The organism is Streptomyces sp. bgisy027 (assembly GCF_057710365.1).
In genome coordinates, this window is sequence record NZ_JBYIVZ010000069.1 from 1 (window position 1) to 15,803 (window position 15,803).

Genomic DNA, 15,803 nt, shown 5'->3' on the forward strand with positions numbered 1-15,803 from the left:
TTTCCCCCCCCCCCCCCCCCAGGACGTGGATGCCGCCGCCGAGCGGCTGGCGGTGCTGACCGAGCGGGAACGGGAGATCCTCGTCCTGGTGGCGGCCGGGCTCGGCAACGAGGAGATCGCCGAACGGCTGGGGATCAGCCCGTACACCGCCAAAACCCATGTGAACCGGACACAGGTCAAGCTCAAGGCGCACGACCGGGCCCAACTCGTCATGCTCGCCTACGAGACGGGCCTCGTGCGGCCCGGTTCACCACCTCCGGTGTAGGGCGGTACTGCGATCGCGGTACGGCGGAAACCGTCCGGCAGACGCACGATCCGGCGGCTCGGGCGCATCAGATTGGAAGACACCAAGTACGTATCGCCCCTGAGGAGTCCCCTTGTCCGCCCTTGCCCGCTGGTGCTATCGGCACCGGCTAGTCGTCGTGCTGCTCTGGGTGGCCGTGCTCGCCGGTGTGGGCATAGCCTCAACCGCCGCCGGTACCAAGGCCAGCGACAGCTTCTCCCTCCCCGGCACCGAGTCGTCCAAGGCGCTCGAACTGCTGCGGGAGACGATGCCGGCCCAGTCCGGCGCCACCGCGACCGTCGTGTGGGAGTCGGACGGCGACGTCCGGGACGCCGCCGTCGAAGACCGGATGACCGACACGCTCGACAAGCTCGCCGAGCTCCCGGACGTGGCCGCGATCACCAGCCCGTACAGCGAGCAGGGCGCGCGGCAGATCAGCGAGGACGGGCACGTCGCGTACGCCTCCGTCAACTTCACCGAGCAGGCCATGGACCTGGACAAGGGCAACCTTGAGAAGTTCATCGCAACCGCCGAGGAGGCCCGCGGCGACGGCCTGAAGCTGGAGCTCGGCGGCGACCCGATCAGCCAGGCGGCGGAATCCGAGGCACCCACCGCCGAACTCGTCGGCATCGCCGCCGCCGCGATCGTGCTGTTCGTGGCGTTCGGCTCGCTGTTCGCGATGCTGCTGCCGATCGCCACCGCGGTCGCCGGAGTGGGCGTCGGCCTCATGACCGTCACGCTGCTCACCCATGTCATGGACATCGGCGACGTCGGCCCCATCCTCGGCGCGCTCATCGGTCTCGGTGTCGGCATCGACTACGCGCTGTTCATCGTCACCCGGCACCGCTCGAACCTGAAGTCCGGCATGGACATGGAGGCGTCGGTCATCAAGGCCATCGACACCTCCGGCCGCGCGGTGCTGTTCGCGGGCGGCACCGTCGTAGTCGCCCTGTTCGGGCTGTTCGTGCTCGGCGTGAGTTTCCTCAACGGCATGGCGGTGGCCTCGGCGACCGCCGTCGTCTTCACCGTCCTCGCCGCGGTGACCCTGCTGCCCGCGCTGCTCGGCTTCATCGGCATGCGCGTGCTGAGCCGCCGCGAACGCCGCGCGCAGACCGCCGCCCCCGAGAACAAGCCGGGCGTCTGGGCCCGCTGGGCCGTGATCGCCGAACGGCGCCGGGTGGTCCTCTCGGTGCTCTCCCTGGCGGTGATCGCCGTGCTCTCCCTGCCGGTGCTGTCGCTGCGGCTGGGCTCCTCCGACGCCGGCAACCACCCCGCCGACACCACTGCCCGCAAGGCGTACGACATGCTGGCCGACGGCTTCGGCCCCGGGTTCAACGGCCCGCTCCAGCTCGTCGCGGAGACACCCGGCGCGGCCGATCAGCAGGCCCTGCAGAGCCTGGCCACGCAGCTCTCCGACACCGAGGGCGTCGCCGCCGTGACCGTGCTGCCGGCCGAGCCCGACGCCAAGGTCGGCATCGTCCAGGTCGTTCCGACGACTTCGCCGCAGTCCGAGCAGACCGCGGAACTCATCCAGCACCTCCGCGACGACGTGATCCCGCCCGCCGAGAAGGACACCACCCTCCAGGTCTACGTGGGCGGCCAGACGGCCATCTTCGACGACTTCGCCGATGTCCTGACAGGCAAACTCCCGCTGTTCCTCACGGTCATCGTCGCGCTCGGCTGCGTGTTGCTGCTCCTTGCGTTTCGCAGCCTGATGGTGCCGCTCGTCGCCGCCGTCATGAACATCCTCGCCACCGCCGCCTCCTTCGGCGTGATCGTCGCGTTCTTCCAGTACGGCTGGGGCTCGGAGCGCCTCGGCTGGGGCGCGGCCGGACCCGTCGAGGCGTTCCTGCCGGTCATCATGCTCTCGGTCCTGTTCGGCCTGTCGATGGACTACCAGGTGTTCCTCGTCAGCCGCATGCACGAGGAATGGATCCACACCCGCGACAACCGGCGGGCCGTCGCGGTCGGCCAGGCCGAGACGGGACGGGTCATCACCGCCGCCGCCACCATCATGTTCTGCGTGTTCATCGCCTTCTCCTTCGGAGGCGAGCGGATCGTCGCCGAGTTCGGCATCGGCCTGGCCGCCGCCGTCGCGATCGACGCGTTCGTCCTGCGGACCGTCCTGGTCCCGGCCACGATGTACCTGCTCGGCAAGGCCAACTGGTGGATTCCCGCCTGGCTCGACAAGCGCCTGCCACACCTGTCCGTCGAAGGACCCGCAGAGACGCCCGAGGAGAGCCGGCAGCCCGAGCCGATCGCTTCCTGACCCCTGTCCCCGCACACCGCAGGTGCCCCGCCCCATGAACGGAGCGGGGCACCTGCGCCGTGACGGTGCCTCGGCCTGCCGAGGACTTTCCACCTACTCGGGAGGGATCATCGAGATTCCCGAATCAGCCGGTGGTCCTGTCGACGGTCTGCGGCCGCACCGCGGGCAGTCCCGCGGCGACCGCGCCGAGCAGACGCTGCATGGTCGGCAGGAACGGCAGCTGCGCCGCGGCGAGTTCAGGGTTCTGCTCGTACGCCTCGGCGAGGGTCGGAGGCGGATGGGCGGCCGCGTAGACAGCGCCGGCCAGTCCGGCCGCCGCCGTGACGAGATCGCGGCCCTCGCTTTCGGTCAGGCGCTGGTCGGCCGCGGCGACCGCGGCACCGAGCTCCTCGATGACGACGATCATGGTGTGCTTGTGATCGCGGGCCGCCGGGACGGAGACGTTGTGTTCGAGGCTCGTCCACGTGTGACCGAGCAGGTCGCAGAACATGGGCCGCGCCCGCAGGGTCTCGGTCAACGTCACCACGACGTCGTCACCATTCGAGAGCCGCTCGACGGCGGCCCGGCACCAGTCGCGCCAGCACTCGGAGGCGAGCTCCAGGTACATCTCCTCCCGCGTACCGAAGTAGCGGCTCATGTTGGACTTGGCCAGGCCCACGGCCGCGGCGACACCGCTGAGGGTGACGTGGTGGACCCCGGAGTCGGTGGCCAGTCGGCGCGCGGCCGAGAGGATGGCCTGGCGGCGCTGTTCCTTGTGCTCGGGCCGCCTGGCGCGCTGAAACTCGGACATGCGTGCATCCTCCCACGACCGAAGTTAACAGAACACCAGACCTCTTGTTAAGGAAACGTTGTTCTGTTAAATTGAGGGCGATCGAGTGAACGGAGCAGGCCAGTGAGTGACGTCGACGCGGTCATCAAAGCTCTGCGCACCGGGCACGACGGCCTTGCCGCACTGGTCGACGGACTCGGTGAAGACGATCTGGCCCGGCCCTCGGGCGTGTCCGACTGGGACGTCTCGCAGGTCCTCGGTCACCTGGGCAGCGGCGCCGAGATCGCCAGTGCCGTCATCCATACCGCCCTCGACGGCGGTGCGAGCCTCGTCAACGGCTCCAACTTCGCGGTGTGGGACAGGTGGAACGCCATGTCCCGGCGGACGCGCGCACGCTCCTTCCTGCGGGCGAACGAATCCCTTGTGGGGCTCTACGAATCCCTGGACGCCCGCACCCGTGCGCGCCTCCGCGTGGACCTGGGCTTCCTGACCGAGCCCTTCGACGTGGTGGCGGGGACGGCGCGCCTGCGGCTGAGCGAGTTCGCCCTGCACTCATGGGATGTGCGCGTCGCCTTCGACGAGCACGCCACGCTGGCCCCGGACGCCGCGGCGGTCCTGCTGCACGCCAAGTCCGACCTGCTGCCCTGGGTCAGCGAGGCGGCAGGGCTGAAGGGGCTGCGGGCGGTGATCGAGGTCATCACGACCGAACCCTCGTCCAGGTTCGCGCTGCGGCTTCAGTCGCCGGTCAGTGCGGACTTCGACGTACCCGAACATCCCGACGGCACACTCACCCTGCCCGCCGAGGCATGGGTGCGGCTGGTCGCCGGCCGACTGTCACCCCGGAATTCCCCCGCCGGTGTGGTGTCGGCCGGCGCCGCTGACCTGGACATGCTCCGCGCGGTGTTCCCCGGCTACTGACGGATGGCACCTGGACGTGCAGGAGCCAACGACTAGCATGCGCGGTGTGGACGATCTCATCGCACAACTCCAGTTCGTAGGCATGTCCGGGTATGAGGCCAAGGCGTACATCGCGCTCATCTCCGCGGGTGAGGCGCTGAACGGCTACGAGGTGGCCAAGCGCTCCGGAGTCCCGCGCAGCACGGTGTACGAGATCCTCGGCAAACTCAAGGCGAGGAACGCGGCGTACGAGGTCAAGGGGGAGGGCGGCGCGACCGCCTACGTGCCCATGCCGCCGACCATGCTGCTGAGCAGGATCCGCCGGGAGACCGAAGCCTCCCTCGACGGCCTCGAACGTTCGCTGCGGCATGTGACCACGCAGCAGACCACGCACCTGACCCATCCGCTCAGCGGCCGCAAGCAGCTGATCGAGCGGTGCGAGGACCTGATCGGCGCAGCGCAGCAGAGCCTGCTCCTGTTCGCGTGGCCGGCCGAGTACGAGGAACTCGTGCCACTGCTGCGCCGGGCCGCCGACAACGGCGTCCGCATCGAGACCGTGTACTCCAGCCTGGCCGAACCGGAGGAGCCGGTCGGCTACACCGTGCTGCACCGCACGACGAACGACGAGGAGGCGCTCACCAGCCTGGGCTGCCGGCTGCTGATCGTCGGCATGGACAACGAGCAGGTCGTCATCGGTGGCCTGGTCGAGGACGAGGCCTGGGGGGTGTTCGCCGACGATCCGGCGATCGTGCTGGTCGCGACCGAACTCGTCCGGTACGAGCTCAGCATGCAGCTGGTGCTGGCCAAGCTCGGGGTCGAGCGGGAGGCGCGCGAGGTGCTCACCACCGATCCGGAGGTGCAGCGCTTCCGTACGCCGGGGCGTGCCGCGGCCCTGCTGCAGCGCCTCAACCACTCGGCCTTCGCGGTCGAACCGTCCCGGGAGCCGTTGCGGCCGGCCGGACCTCGACGCGGTGGCGACACGGCCGGATCGTCGACGACGGCTCGTCGCAAGACGCCGCGCGCCGGGTCCTGAGGCGGATCAGGTCCGGGCTGGGAAACCCTTGCGCCGACGCAATAGTCGTTCGTAGACTAACTACGCATCAGCGTGAGACTGCCTTTCGCGTAGCCCGTGAGGCCGCGAGGCCGCAGCGCGACGACCCCGAAGGAGCACGCCGGTGACCACCTCCGATTTCTTCGGTCAACTGCCCGCAGACGCGGGGCAGCGGTTCTCCGATTTCCTCGACCGCGCCGAAGTGACCGACCTCGTCCTCCGGTTCCACGCGCACATCGACCGCTGGGACTGGGACGCGGTGCCTTCGATGATCACGTCCGACTGCAGTCTGGCGACCCACATCGACGGCGCCCCGGTCTTCGTCAACTGGGACCAAGGCCAGAACACCGGACTCAGCAAGAACACCAACTGGCGTGAGGCAGCCGGTATCACCGGCCAGCACCAGTGGACCAACGTCGTGGTGAACCTCGACGGGGACACCGCACACGTGATGATGTCGGGCACCCAGACGAACGCCTGGCCGGACGGCGGCTTCGAAGTCTCGGGAGTTCTGGGGCAGGGCACCTGCCGCCGGACCCCGGACGGCTGGCGCATCGCCGCCTTCATCGGCAACTACCGCTCCAACCACACGCGCCTCAGCTCGTACTTCACCACCGAGCCCGCGCCCCGCGAAGGCGCCACCGGCTGAGCGCTCCGCCGGAAGCGCGGGGACGGCTCGTGGGTCGTCCGCGGCGCTGTCGCGGCCCACCTGGCCGCGCCCGCGCCCATTCCCCGGCCTGGTCAGGCCTGCACAGGCATCTCGCCGACGAGGCAGCCGCGTTTCCGCCGCGCCTCGGCCACACCCCCGCCGAGCAGAGGGCGCCGCGCGCCGAGCATGCTCGCCACCGCCCGTGAGGGAGTTCCGCAGTGGTGTCGTTCACTCTTGAAGACCGTTACCTGCACGAGGACGGCGAGGTCTACCTCACCGGCACCCAGGCCCTTGTGCGGGTCCTGTTCAACCGGGCTCGGCATGATCGCCGCAGGGGTAACGAGACCTCCGCCTTCGTCTCCGGCTATGAGGGATCCCCGCTGGGCGGCTTCGACCTGGAACTCGCGCGGCGCGGCCGGCTGCTCGGCGAGTACCGGATCGTCCACCAGCCCGGTCTCAACGAGGAACTCGGCCTGACCTCCGTGATGGGCAGCCAGCTGACCGCGCGGCTCGGCTCGCGCACCGACGGTGTGACCGGCGTCTGGTACGGCAAGGCCCCGGGCCTGGACCGGGCGACCGACGCCCTGCGCCACGCCAACCTGGTCGGCACCGATCCGCGAGGAGGCGCCGTGGCCCTCGTCGGTGACGATCCCAACGCCAAGTCCTCCACGGTCCCGTGCGCGTCGGAACGTGCCCTTGCCGACCTCGCCGTCCCCGTGCTCTACCCCGCCGACGTCCAGGACATCGTCGACTTCGGCCTGCACGCGGTGGAGCTGTCGAGGGCGAGCGGACTGTGGTCCTCGATGAAGCTGGTCACCAACGTCGCCGACGCCTCCGGTACGGCCCTGGTCAGCAGCGTATGGACACCGCCGGAACTGCCCGACACCGCCTACCGTCACCGGCCCAGTGCCCGCCTGCTCGGCAAAGAACTGGCCGCCCTGGAGGAGAGCCTGTTCCGGACGCGGCTGCCGCTCGCGACGGAGTACATCAGAGCCAGCGGGCTCAACGCCTTGCTCGGCAGCCGTAGCGGCGCCCGTGTGGGCATCGTGGCGGCGGGCAAGACCTATTTGGACGTCCGGCAGGCCCTGAGCATCCTCGGGCTCGGCGAGGCGGAACTGGGCCGGTTCGGCATCCGGCTGCTGAAGCTCGGCGCGGTCTACCCGCTCGAACCCGGGATCGTCCGGGAGTTTGCCACCGGCCTGGACGAGATCGTCGTCGTCGAGGAGAAGCGGGCCTTCATCGAGTCCGCGGTCAAGGAGGTCCTCTACGGCCGCACGGGCGCCCCCGAGGTGCGGGGCAAGGAGTTCTTCGAGGAGCCCGGCGAGCTGGACCCCGACAAGATCGCCCGGGGCCTGCGGAGCCGGCTGACCCGCTACGCCGAGCTCGCCCCGGCCCCGTCGGCCCGGAGCCGCATCGATCTCCCGCTGCTGAGCCGCACCCCCTACTTCTGTTCCGGCTGCCCCCACAACTCCTCGACCAGAGTCCCCGAGGGGACCGTCGTCGGCGCCGGTATCGGCTGCCACACCATGGCCCTGTTCATGGAGCCCGAAGTCGTCGGCGACGTGATCGGGCTGACCCAGATGGGCGGTGAGGGCACCCAGTGGATCGGGATGGCGCCCTTCGTCGACGCCGAGCACTTCGTCCAGAACATCGGTGACGGCACCTTCACCCACTCCGGGAGCCTGGCCGTGCGCGCGGCCGTCGCCGCCGGGGTGAACATCACCTACAAACTCCTGTACAACTCCGCAGTCGCCATGACCGGAGGACAGGAGGCAGTCGGCGGTCTGCCCGTGCACAAGGTCGCCGAACTACTGCTGCTCGAAGGCGCGGCCAAGGTGGTGATCACCAGCGACGCGCCCCGCCGTATCAAGGCCGTCAAGGGCGTCGATGTCCGCCACCGGGACGAGCTGCTGCGCACGCAGGAGGAGCTGGCGAAGGTGCCGGGCGTCACCGTGCTCATCCACGAGCAGGAGTGCGCGACCGAGAAGCGGCGCAAGTGGCGCCGCGGCAAGGCGTCTGCGCCCGCTACCAAGGTCTTCATCAACGAACGCGTCTGCGAAGGCTGCGGCGACTGCGGCGCCAAGTCCAACTGCCTGTCCGTGCAGCCGGTCGAGACCGAGTTCGGCCGCAAGACCGCGATCCACCAGTCGTCGTGCAACGTCGACTACTCCTGCCTCGCCGGCGACTGCCCGTCGTTCATGACGGTGACCCCCACCGGCCGCCGCGCGCACCGGGCCCTCACCGAACTCGCGGCGAACGCCTTCCCGGACCCCATGGTCACCAGCGACTTCACCGTCCGGATCACCGGCGTCGGCGGCACCGGCGTGGTCACCACCGCGCAGATCCTGGCCACCGCCGCGTTCCTGGACGGCCGACAGGTACGGACCCTCGACCAGACCGGGCTGGCGCAGAAGGGCGGCGCCGTCGTCTCCGACATCAAGGTCACCTCGGTCGGCGTCGACCAGGCGGCGAAAATCGCGGCCGGCGAATGCGACCTCTACCTCGTCTGCGACTCCCTCGTCGGCGCCGACCCGGAACAGCTGCGCGTCGCCCACCCGGCCCGGACGACCGCCGTGGTCTCCACCACCGAGGTGCCCACGGGAAGCATGATCGTCGACCCGGGCGTCTCGTTCCCGAGCTCGGCGTCCCTGAGGTCGGTCATCGACGCGGCGACCAAGAACCAGTACTACCTTGACGCCCGCGGCCTGGCTGAAGCGCTCTTCGACGACGACCAGTTCGCCAACATCCTTCAGCTGGGCGCCGCCTACCAGGCCGGGGCCATCGGCATCACCGCCGAGAGCATCGAGCGGGCAATCGAGCTCAATGGCGCGGCCGTCGCCGCCAACCTCCAGGCCTTCCGGCGCGGCCGCCAGGTCGTCGCCGATCCCGACGGCCTGGAGCAGGAACTGTCCGCCACGCCGCCGGCCGCCGAACGCACCAGCCCTCCGGAGATCCGCTCCCTTGTGGCCGCCGAACCCGGCAGCGAACTCGCCCGGCTGCTCGACATACGGATCCCCGATCTGGTCGAGTACCAGAGCGAGGCCTACGCCGCGGAGTACGCCCGCTTCGTCGAACACGTACGGCGCGAGGCACCCGACGCCGCCGAGGCGGTGGCCCGGAACCTGTACAAGCTCATGGCCTACAAGGACGAGTACGAGGTTGCGCGGCTCAGCCTGGACCCGCGGCTCCAGGCGGAGATCGACGCACAGTTCGGCGTCGGCTCCCGGGCGACCTACCACCTCCACCCGCCCGTGCTGCGCGCGATCGGCATCGACCGCAAGATCAAGCTCGGTCCGTGGTTCCGCCCGGCCTTCCGGGTGCTGCGCGCACTGCGCACGGCCCGCGGCACGCGCCTGGACCTCTTCGGTCACCACCCCGTCCGCCGCACGGAACGCGCGCTCATCGCCGAGTACCGCGAGGCGATCACCCGCGCGGTGCGGGTCGCCCCCGGTCACCCGCTCGTCCGCGAGCTGGCCGAGCTGCCGGACATGGTCCGCGGTTATGAGGACATCAAGCTCGCGAGCGTGGACGCGTACCGAAGCAGGCAGGCCGAGATCCTGGCAGCTCTGGAGTCCGGGGCGGGGGAAAGTTCCTCCTCGGGCCTGGCCGACACGCTCAACGCCGGCCAGTGACAGGTGACCGACAGACGGAAGAACGCTGTGGGTGCACCGGTCCAGTCGCACCCACAGCGCTCTTCGAGTGCCGTCAGAAGCCGAGGTCCTCGTCCACGAGAATCAACCGGATCCGGTCCGGCAGCGGCTCGTGCTCGACCACCAGGAGCTTTCCGGCGAAGGCCGGCTGGCCCATGTCTCTGCGCATGCGCTGGTCCTCCAGCGGAAAGACGTGGGTGCGTACCCGCTCGATGGCCTCGGCCAGGGTCGAGGTGATCTTGTTGCGTCCCACCACCCAGATGACCTGCCCCGCACCGTAGGCATAGCCGCCGACCCTGGTGCCGCCCGCGTCGAGACAGACGGCCTCCCCGGTGGCGGCCAGCGCGTTCACACTGCCCACCATGTAATCGGCGGTAGTCGCCCAACGCCGTAGCTCTACCCGCTTCTCCGGCTCCTTCGTGGCGTAGATCTCGGCTCGACGCCAGCGCCAACGCCGCGAGGACTCCAGCTCGGCCATCAGCCCGATCTCGCGGAGCGTCACCGAGCTGCCGTTGGTGACGTCCGAACCGACCGGGATCAGCTCGCGAATCCGCTGAAGTGCGGCTTCTCGATCGGCGACCACTTCGGGGTTGAAACCTCGCCGGGCGCAGTGGGCGGCCACTTGCTCCAGATCATGGCCGGCCGCGACGCGACGGTCCTCAGGTGCGGGAGCGGACTCCGGCATCGGCATGGGGCGCACACCCTCTCGCTGTCCGAAACGCGCGTGGTGAACGGTAGCCACGCGATGACGCTCATAGTAGTGTACTGACTAACGACGTAAGGGGATGATCATTGATGAGTTCTCCTATCGAGGTACGGCTGCTCACCTCCGGCGCCAACTGGCTGAGGGTCGGGAGCATGATCGGGCTCGGCCTCACCGGCTACAACAGCCCGCTTCCCGAAGGGGCGTCCGTCTCGATCCACACCATCGACACCGGCAAGTCGTGCATCCGCGGGATGCAGCTGGTGGACGACGGCACCTACGACTTCGGCATGACGTCACCGCCCTGGCTGGCCAAGGCGGCGGCCGACGGCGTCACCGCCTTCGGGCTCACCGACCGGCCGCTCGACCTGCGTGCCCTGTGCGTGTTCCCGCACTTCGATCAGCTCGCCCTCACGGTCCGCGCGGATCTGGGGATCACCTCGCTCCGGCAGGTGTTCGAAGAGAAGATTCCGCTGCGCATCTCGACCGGGCCGACGCACCTGGGCCACCCGCTGGGCTGGGTGATGGACCTGCTGCTGGCCGAGTACGGGGTGGGCGTCGAGGACATCGAGGGGTGGGGCGGCACGGTCTCCTCCGGAGAACGGCAGTTGAACTTCCTGGAGGTCACCGACGGCGGTCTGACGGGCCGTGCGGCCCTGCTCGCGGAAGGAAAGCTCGACGCGGTCTTCGACGAGGGCATCATGTCCAAGTCCTGGCTGGAGCTGACCGAAGCCGTGCCGATGACCTTCCTCCCGATCGAGGACGAGGTCCTCTCGTCCCTGGAGGCGAAGTACGGCGCGCGCCATACCGTGCTCCCCGCGGGACGGCTGCCGGGCGTCGAGAACGACGTCCCGACCATCGACTTCGCGGGATGGCTGCTGTACTGCCGCGCCGACGTCGACGACGAACTCGTCTTCCTGGCGATGCAAGGGCTGGAGCAGCAACTGGCGCAGCTGGAGTCGCTGTTCGAGTCCCAGGGCGCTCACAAGGGCGTGACCGAGCCGATCGACCTGTCGAAGACCTGGCAGAACGCGGAACTCCCGTTGCATCTCGGCGCCGAGCGGTTCTACCGCTCCCGGGGCTACATGTGATCGCCGCCGAATAGAGAGAGTGAGAGCCAATGAGTATCACCGAAGCCACACCCGCGACCCACCAGGCCCAGGAGCGCGCCGAGTTCGTCGACGAAGTGCACGCCTTCCATGCGAGCCCCGTCTTCATCACCCAGCCGGGGTTCATGCCGGCCGAGCCGTCGTCGGCGATGGAGCCCTATCTGTGGCGGTGGGCGGACATCCGCCCGGCCATGCTGAAGGCGGCGGAACTGCTCCCGGTCGGCGCGGACGGCGCGGACCGGCGGGTCCTCAACCTGATCAACCCCGGCATGGAGCCGCGGATCGGCACCACGCACACCCTCACCGCGTCGATGCAGATGGTGCTGCCGGGTGAGGTCGCCGACGCGCACCGGCACACGATCAACGCGCTCCGGCTGATCGTGGAGGGCCGCGGCGCGTCGACCACCGTCGACGGCGAGATGTGCGAACTCGAACCGGGCGATGTGGTGCTCACGTCCGGCTGGCGCTGGCACGACCACCGCAACGACGGGGACGAGCCCGTGATCTGGCTGGACGGGCTGGACCTGCCGCTCGTGAGGTCGCTCGAAGGCATCTTCTACGAGGAACTGCCGGAAGGCGCCCAGCCGGTCGTCAGCTCCGGCGACTCGATCCGGCGATACGGCGTCGGCCAGCTCCTGCCGACGTGGACCAAGTGGGAGGGAATGGACTCCCCGCTGTTCAACTACAAGTGGGCCGACACCCGCCGCGCGCTGGACGCGCTGCGGGAAGCGGACGGCGATCCCTTCGACGGGGTCTCCCTGGAGTTCCGCAACCCCACGACCGGCGGCTCCATCGGACCGACCATGTCGTGCGGAGTCAACCTGCTGCGCCCCGGGCTGCGGGCCGAGGAGCACCGGCACACCTCCTCGACCGTCTACCACGTGATCGAGGGCCAGGGTGTGACCGTCATCGACGGCAAGGAGTTCGCGTGGTCGGAGGGTGACACCTTCGTGGTACCCACGTGGGCCTGGCACCGGCACGCCAACTCCTCCTCGACCTTGGACGCGGTGCTGTTCAACTTCAGCGACCGTCCCCTCATGGAGAAGATCGGCCTTTACCGGGAGCAGCCCCGGTAAAGGCAGGCAGGAACGGGAGGGACGTCTCATGAGGGTGGTCAGTCCCTCCCGACTACGGGAGAGCCCGGCGCCGGTCGCGTGACCCTGCCCGGCGGACTCCGCACGTCCGCCACCGCATCGGGCAGGCGTACGACTCGGACACCGGGCTCTCCCGCGCTCCGGTGCGCTCGCCATCCGACGCGGCCGAGCCAGGTCCAAGGGCGTGCCACCACCCCGGACGCCTGACGGCCGTCGCCGAGGTCTGCCGCGGACACCCCCAGTCGGCAGGCCTCGGCCGTTCGCATCGAGACCCGGTCTCCTCCCCAGGAGTAAGTCATGTCGCTTTCAGACCGCGCCCCCGTCCCCCTGCCACGGACGCGCTGGACGATCCTGATCCCGATCGTCTTCGTGACGTACGGACTGCACTATCTCGACAGGACCAACACCGCTCTGCTGTTCCCGCGTCTGGACGACGACATTCCGATGTCCGGCACCGCCACGGGGCTCGCCCAGGGGGCGGCCTTCATCGGATACATGCTCTTGCAGTTGCCGGCCGTGTGGGCGGCCCGCCGCTGGGGGCCGCGCAAGGTCGTCTTCTGGTGCATGCTCGTCTGGGGCCTGGCCGCGACGGGAACCGGCCTCGTGCAGAACGTGGCCCAGCTGGTCACCCTGCGGTTCCTGCTCGGACTTGCCGAGGGGCCGCTGGTGCCTCTCGTCATCCTCCTGCTCGCCAGGTACTTCGTTTCCGCGGAGCGGGCCCGGTCAGCGGCCTGGTTCCTCCTCGTGGTCCCGATCTCGGCCGTGGTGAGTGCCCCGCTCACCGGATTGCTGCTGGAGCACTTCAGTTGGCGCACGGTCTTCCTGATCGAGGGCGTGCCCCCGCTGGTATGGGCGTTCGTCTGGTTCTTCGTCGCGGCGGACACCCCGGGGCAGGCCCGCTGGCTGAAGGCGTCGGAGGGCGCGACCGTCACCGAACGCGTCGCCGCGGAGGAGGCGGCCAAGGCAGGTGGCGGGGACCGCATGCGCCTGTCCACGCTGCTGCGGCAGCGGCTCGTCTGGGTGCTCGCGGCCCTGTATTTCGCCGCCACCGGCGGATCGGTGGGATTGGTCCTGTGGCTGCCCACCATCATCGAGGACCTCGCGCCGGGCGCGACCCCGTTCGAGGTCGGGGCGATGGCGGCTCTGCCCTCTCTGCTGGGGGCGGTCGCGGTGGTGCTGACCGCCCGGTGGAGCGACAGGCACGACAACCGGAGGACTCCGATGCTCATGGGGTTCGGCGTGGCGACGGCGGCGCTGCTCATCGGCACACGGCTGCCCGACACCCTCTGGGCCCAACTGACGGTGCTGGCGGTGGCGGGCGGTGCGGTCATCAGCACCGGGGGAGTGCTGGCGTCGATCCCCGGCGCGGTACTTCCCCGGACGGCGGCCGCGGGGGCGTTGGCGGTGGGGAACGGCTTCGGAGCGATCGGTCAGTTCGTGGGGGCACTTCTGATCGGAGCGCTCAGGGACACCACGGACGGCTCGCGGGCGGTGAGCTATGTGGTGATCGCCTGCATGTGGGGGGTGGGGTTCGTCGCGTCGGCCCTGATCGCTGAACCGGCACACGCCGCCGCCGCCAAGTCGAAGGCCGTCGATCCGGAAGGGAGCCCCGCCTGAAGGCGGTCGACGCCGCCGCAGCCACCGTCGAGAGACGGTCGGCCGTTTGAACTCTGCCCGGCTCTCCCCGTCCCGCGGGGAGAGCCGGCGTCACATCCCGGTTGTCGCCGTGACGACCTGGGACCTGGACGAGTGCGCCCGCGGATGGCCGGCCGGTGGGTCGGCGCCCCGTGGCGAGGAGATCGTCGCGGGCGTCCGACAGATCGCGAGTGACGGCACTTGCTTTCGGTCGAGCCGCGGTCGGCCATGGGCGTTCAGTGGATTGGGGTTTCTGACAGCTCGGCACGAGTCGGGACCGGCGGGCGCCGTCAGTCGCCTCCGCCCGCTCCGGCGCCCGAAGTGGGCAGGCTGTCGGACCGCGCGTGGCCGGGAGGCACCGCGCTGGAAATGCCGCGTGCCGGGGTGCCCCGGCCATGGCCGCGCCGGTGTGCGAATGCGGCGTCAACCGCGGGGCCGACCGCAGAGCCTTCGCCGTGCGCAGGCCGGAGCAGGTCGCCGCCTCATCGACGGCGCCCCTGCTCCGGAGCTGCGTACGAGCGCCGTACCAGCCGCCCACCGCGCAGGCTTCCGCCCGTTGTCGGCCCTCGACGGTACGCGGGGCGTCCCCCCAGGGTCACGGTCGGGCTCAGCCCTTCGGGCCCACGACGCCCAGCTGCATCGCACCGATCTTCTCGATGTGCGCGTGCAGCCGGTCACCCGGGTTGATGGCACCGACGCCGGGCGGGGAACCGGTCGTGAGGAGGTCACCCGGGTGCAGGGTCATGACACTGGAGGCGTAGGCGATCATCTGGTCGATCGGGACCTTCATGGTGCTGGTGTTCACGGACTGCCGGCTGACGCCGTTGACGTTCAGGGTGATGTCGAGCTGCTGGGGGTCACCGATCTCGTCCGCGGTGACGAGCCAGGGGCCGACGGGACAGAAGGTGTCGTAGGACTTGCGCCGGGTACGGTCGCCGTCGCCGCGGACGGTCACGTCGATCAGGATGGTGTAGCCGAGGACGTGGTCCAGCGCGTCGGCGGCGTCGACGTTCCGCGCGGTCTTGCCGATCACCAGGACGAGTTCGCACTCGTGGTGAATGGCGTTGGGCAGATCGGGCAACTCGATGTCGTCGCCCGGCCCGATGATGCTGCTGGGCGCCTTGAGGAAGACGTCGAAGGCGAGGAACCAGGCCGCGGACGCGCGTTGTGCGTCGGTGAGGATGGGGTCCATTTCCGCGAGGTGTTCGTCGTAGTTCGCGGCAGCGCACACGATTTTCGACGGGTTCAACACGGGGGCGTCGAGAGTGACTTGCTCGATCGGCAGACGCGGACCGGTAGCCGCCGCCTGTTCCAGGCTTTCCCGGAGTTCTTCGAAATCCGCGCACAGGCGCAGCCAGTGGTTCTGGGCGTAGCCGGAGGAAAAGTCCGGCACCGCGGATGTCACATCCACCATCTCGGAGTCTTTGACGACGCCGATCCGGCCGCCGTCGAACAGCGCGAGCTTCACTGGGTCTCCCGTCGTAGGTATCACCGTGGTCAGTACACATAGAAGTGAACTGGCTAACGACTATAGGGTTCAACAGGGTCCAGGTCGAGGGCCTCACGTCACGTGGTCGCGTGGATTCGGTGGACGCGGGGAGCGGTCCGGAGGGTCATGCTCCGCTGTGTTGCCCGCCGCGACACGCCAGCTCTGAAGGGTGCATATCGCTGCGGTCGGGGGAGTGGTGGGCTCG

General features: G+C 69.5%; 12 protein-coding genes. 9 read left to right on the forward strand and 3 right to left on the reverse strand.

Annotated features, from left to right (window positions below; all coding sequences use genetic code 11):
• The coding region (locus AC3ETA_RS42430; protein WP_432198251.1) for a response regulator transcription factor at positions 1-265 on the forward strand (265 nt) is incomplete at its 5' end.
• Positions 266-377: 112 nt separating this feature from the next.
• Positions 378-2,552, forward strand: coding sequence for an MMPL family transporter (locus AC3ETA_RS42435; protein WP_432198252.1), 2,175 nt, complete (start codon positions 378-380; stop codon positions 2,550-2,552).
• 124 nt (positions 2,553-2,676) lie between these two features.
• On the opposite strand, the gene AC3ETA_RS42440 is transcribed toward AC3ETA_RS42435, so the two are convergent.
• Positions 2,677-3,342 carry a TetR/AcrR family transcriptional regulator gene (locus tag AC3ETA_RS42440; protein WP_432198253.1) on the reverse strand — a complete coding sequence of 222 codons (666 nt, stop codon included), beginning with the start codon at positions 3,340-3,342 and terminating at the stop codon, positions 2,677-2,679.
• Positions 3,343-3,444: 102 nt separating this feature from the next.
• On the opposite strand from AC3ETA_RS42440, the gene AC3ETA_RS42445 reads away from it, so the two are divergent.
• The 4 genes from AC3ETA_RS42445 to AC3ETA_RS42460 all read left to right on the forward strand — a co-directional run bounded on the left by AC3ETA_RS42445 (position 3,445) and on the right by AC3ETA_RS42460 (position 9,550).
• A complete protein-coding gene (locus AC3ETA_RS42445; RefSeq protein ID WP_432198254.1) occupies positions 3,445-4,239 on the forward strand; it encodes a maleylpyruvate isomerase family mycothiol-dependent enzyme in 795 nt (264 codons plus the stop codon).
• Between the two features lie 37 nt (positions 4,240-4,276).
• A complete protein-coding gene (locus AC3ETA_RS42450) occupies positions 4,277-5,251 on the forward strand; it encodes a TrmB family transcriptional regulator (RefSeq protein WP_432198255.1) in 975 nt (324 codons plus the stop codon).
• A 142-nt stretch (positions 5,252-5,393) separates the two neighbouring features.
• A complete protein-coding gene (locus tag AC3ETA_RS42455) occupies positions 5,394-5,918 on the forward strand; it encodes a nuclear transport factor 2 family protein (protein WP_432198256.1) in 525 nt (174 codons plus the stop codon).
• Positions 5,919-6,139: 221 nt separating this feature from the next.
• Positions 6,140-9,550, forward strand: coding sequence for an indolepyruvate ferredoxin oxidoreductase family protein (locus AC3ETA_RS42460; protein WP_432198257.1), 3,411 nt, complete (start codon positions 6,140-6,142; stop codon positions 9,548-9,550).
• 73 nt (positions 9,551-9,623) lie between these two features.
• Here the strand turns inward: AC3ETA_RS42460 and AC3ETA_RS42465 are convergent, their stop codons facing one another.
• Positions 9,624-10,259, reverse strand: a complete 636-nt coding sequence (locus AC3ETA_RS42465) for an LUD domain-containing protein (RefSeq protein WP_432198258.1) — start codon at positions 10,257-10,259, stop codon at positions 9,624-9,626.
• Positions 10,260-10,363: 104 nt separating this feature from the next.
• Between AC3ETA_RS42465 and AC3ETA_RS42470 the strand changes: the two genes are divergently transcribed.
• The 3 genes from AC3ETA_RS42470 (at position 10,364) to AC3ETA_RS42480 (ending at position 14,091) form a co-directional block, all read left to right on the forward strand.
• Positions 10,364-11,362, forward strand: a complete 999-nt coding sequence (locus AC3ETA_RS42470) for a TAXI family TRAP transporter solute-binding subunit (protein ID WP_432198259.1) — start codon at positions 10,364-10,366, stop codon at positions 11,360-11,362.
• 29 nt (positions 11,363-11,391) lie between these two features.
• Entirely contained in the window at positions 11,392-12,456 is a 1,065-nt protein-coding gene (locus AC3ETA_RS42475) for a cupin domain-containing protein (RefSeq protein WP_432198260.1), read from the forward strand.
• Positions 12,457-12,771: 315 nt separating this feature from the next.
• Complete coding sequence (locus AC3ETA_RS42480; protein ID WP_432198261.1) at positions 12,772-14,091, forward strand: MFS transporter; 1,320 nt, start codon at positions 12,772-12,774, stop codon at positions 14,089-14,091.
• Positions 14,092-14,716: 625 nt separating this feature from the next.
• Here AC3ETA_RS42480 and AC3ETA_RS42485 read toward each other — a convergent pair.
• Positions 14,717-15,577 carry a fumarylacetoacetate hydrolase family protein gene (locus AC3ETA_RS42485; RefSeq protein WP_432198262.1) on the reverse strand — a complete coding sequence of 287 codons (861 nt, stop codon included), beginning with the start codon at positions 15,575-15,577 and terminating at the stop codon, positions 14,717-14,719.
• Positions 15,578-15,803: the final 226 nt, after the last annotated feature.

Coding starts and splice junctions, on each gene's coding strand:
- AC3ETA_RS42440 (WP_432198253.1), bottom strand. CDS start 3,342: ATGTCCGAGTTTCAGCGCGCCAGGCGGCCCGAGCACAAGGAACAGCGC.
- AC3ETA_RS42450 (WP_432198255.1), top strand. CDS start 4,277: ATGCGCGGTGTGGACGATCTCATCGCACAACTCCAGTTCGTAGGCATG.
- AC3ETA_RS42465 (WP_432198258.1), bottom strand. CDS start 10,259: ATGCCGATGCCGGAGTCCGCTCCCGCACCTGAGGACCGTCGCGTCGCG.
- AC3ETA_RS42470 (WP_432198259.1), top strand. CDS start 10,364: ATGAGTTCTCCTATCGAGGTACGGCTGCTCACCTCCGGCGCCAACTGG.
- AC3ETA_RS42475 (WP_432198260.1), top strand. CDS start 11,392: ATGAGTATCACCGAAGCCACACCCGCGACCCACCAGGCCCAGGAGCGC.
- AC3ETA_RS42480 (WP_432198261.1), top strand. CDS start 12,772: ATGTCGCTTTCAGACCGCGCCCCCGTCCCCCTGCCACGGACGCGCTGG.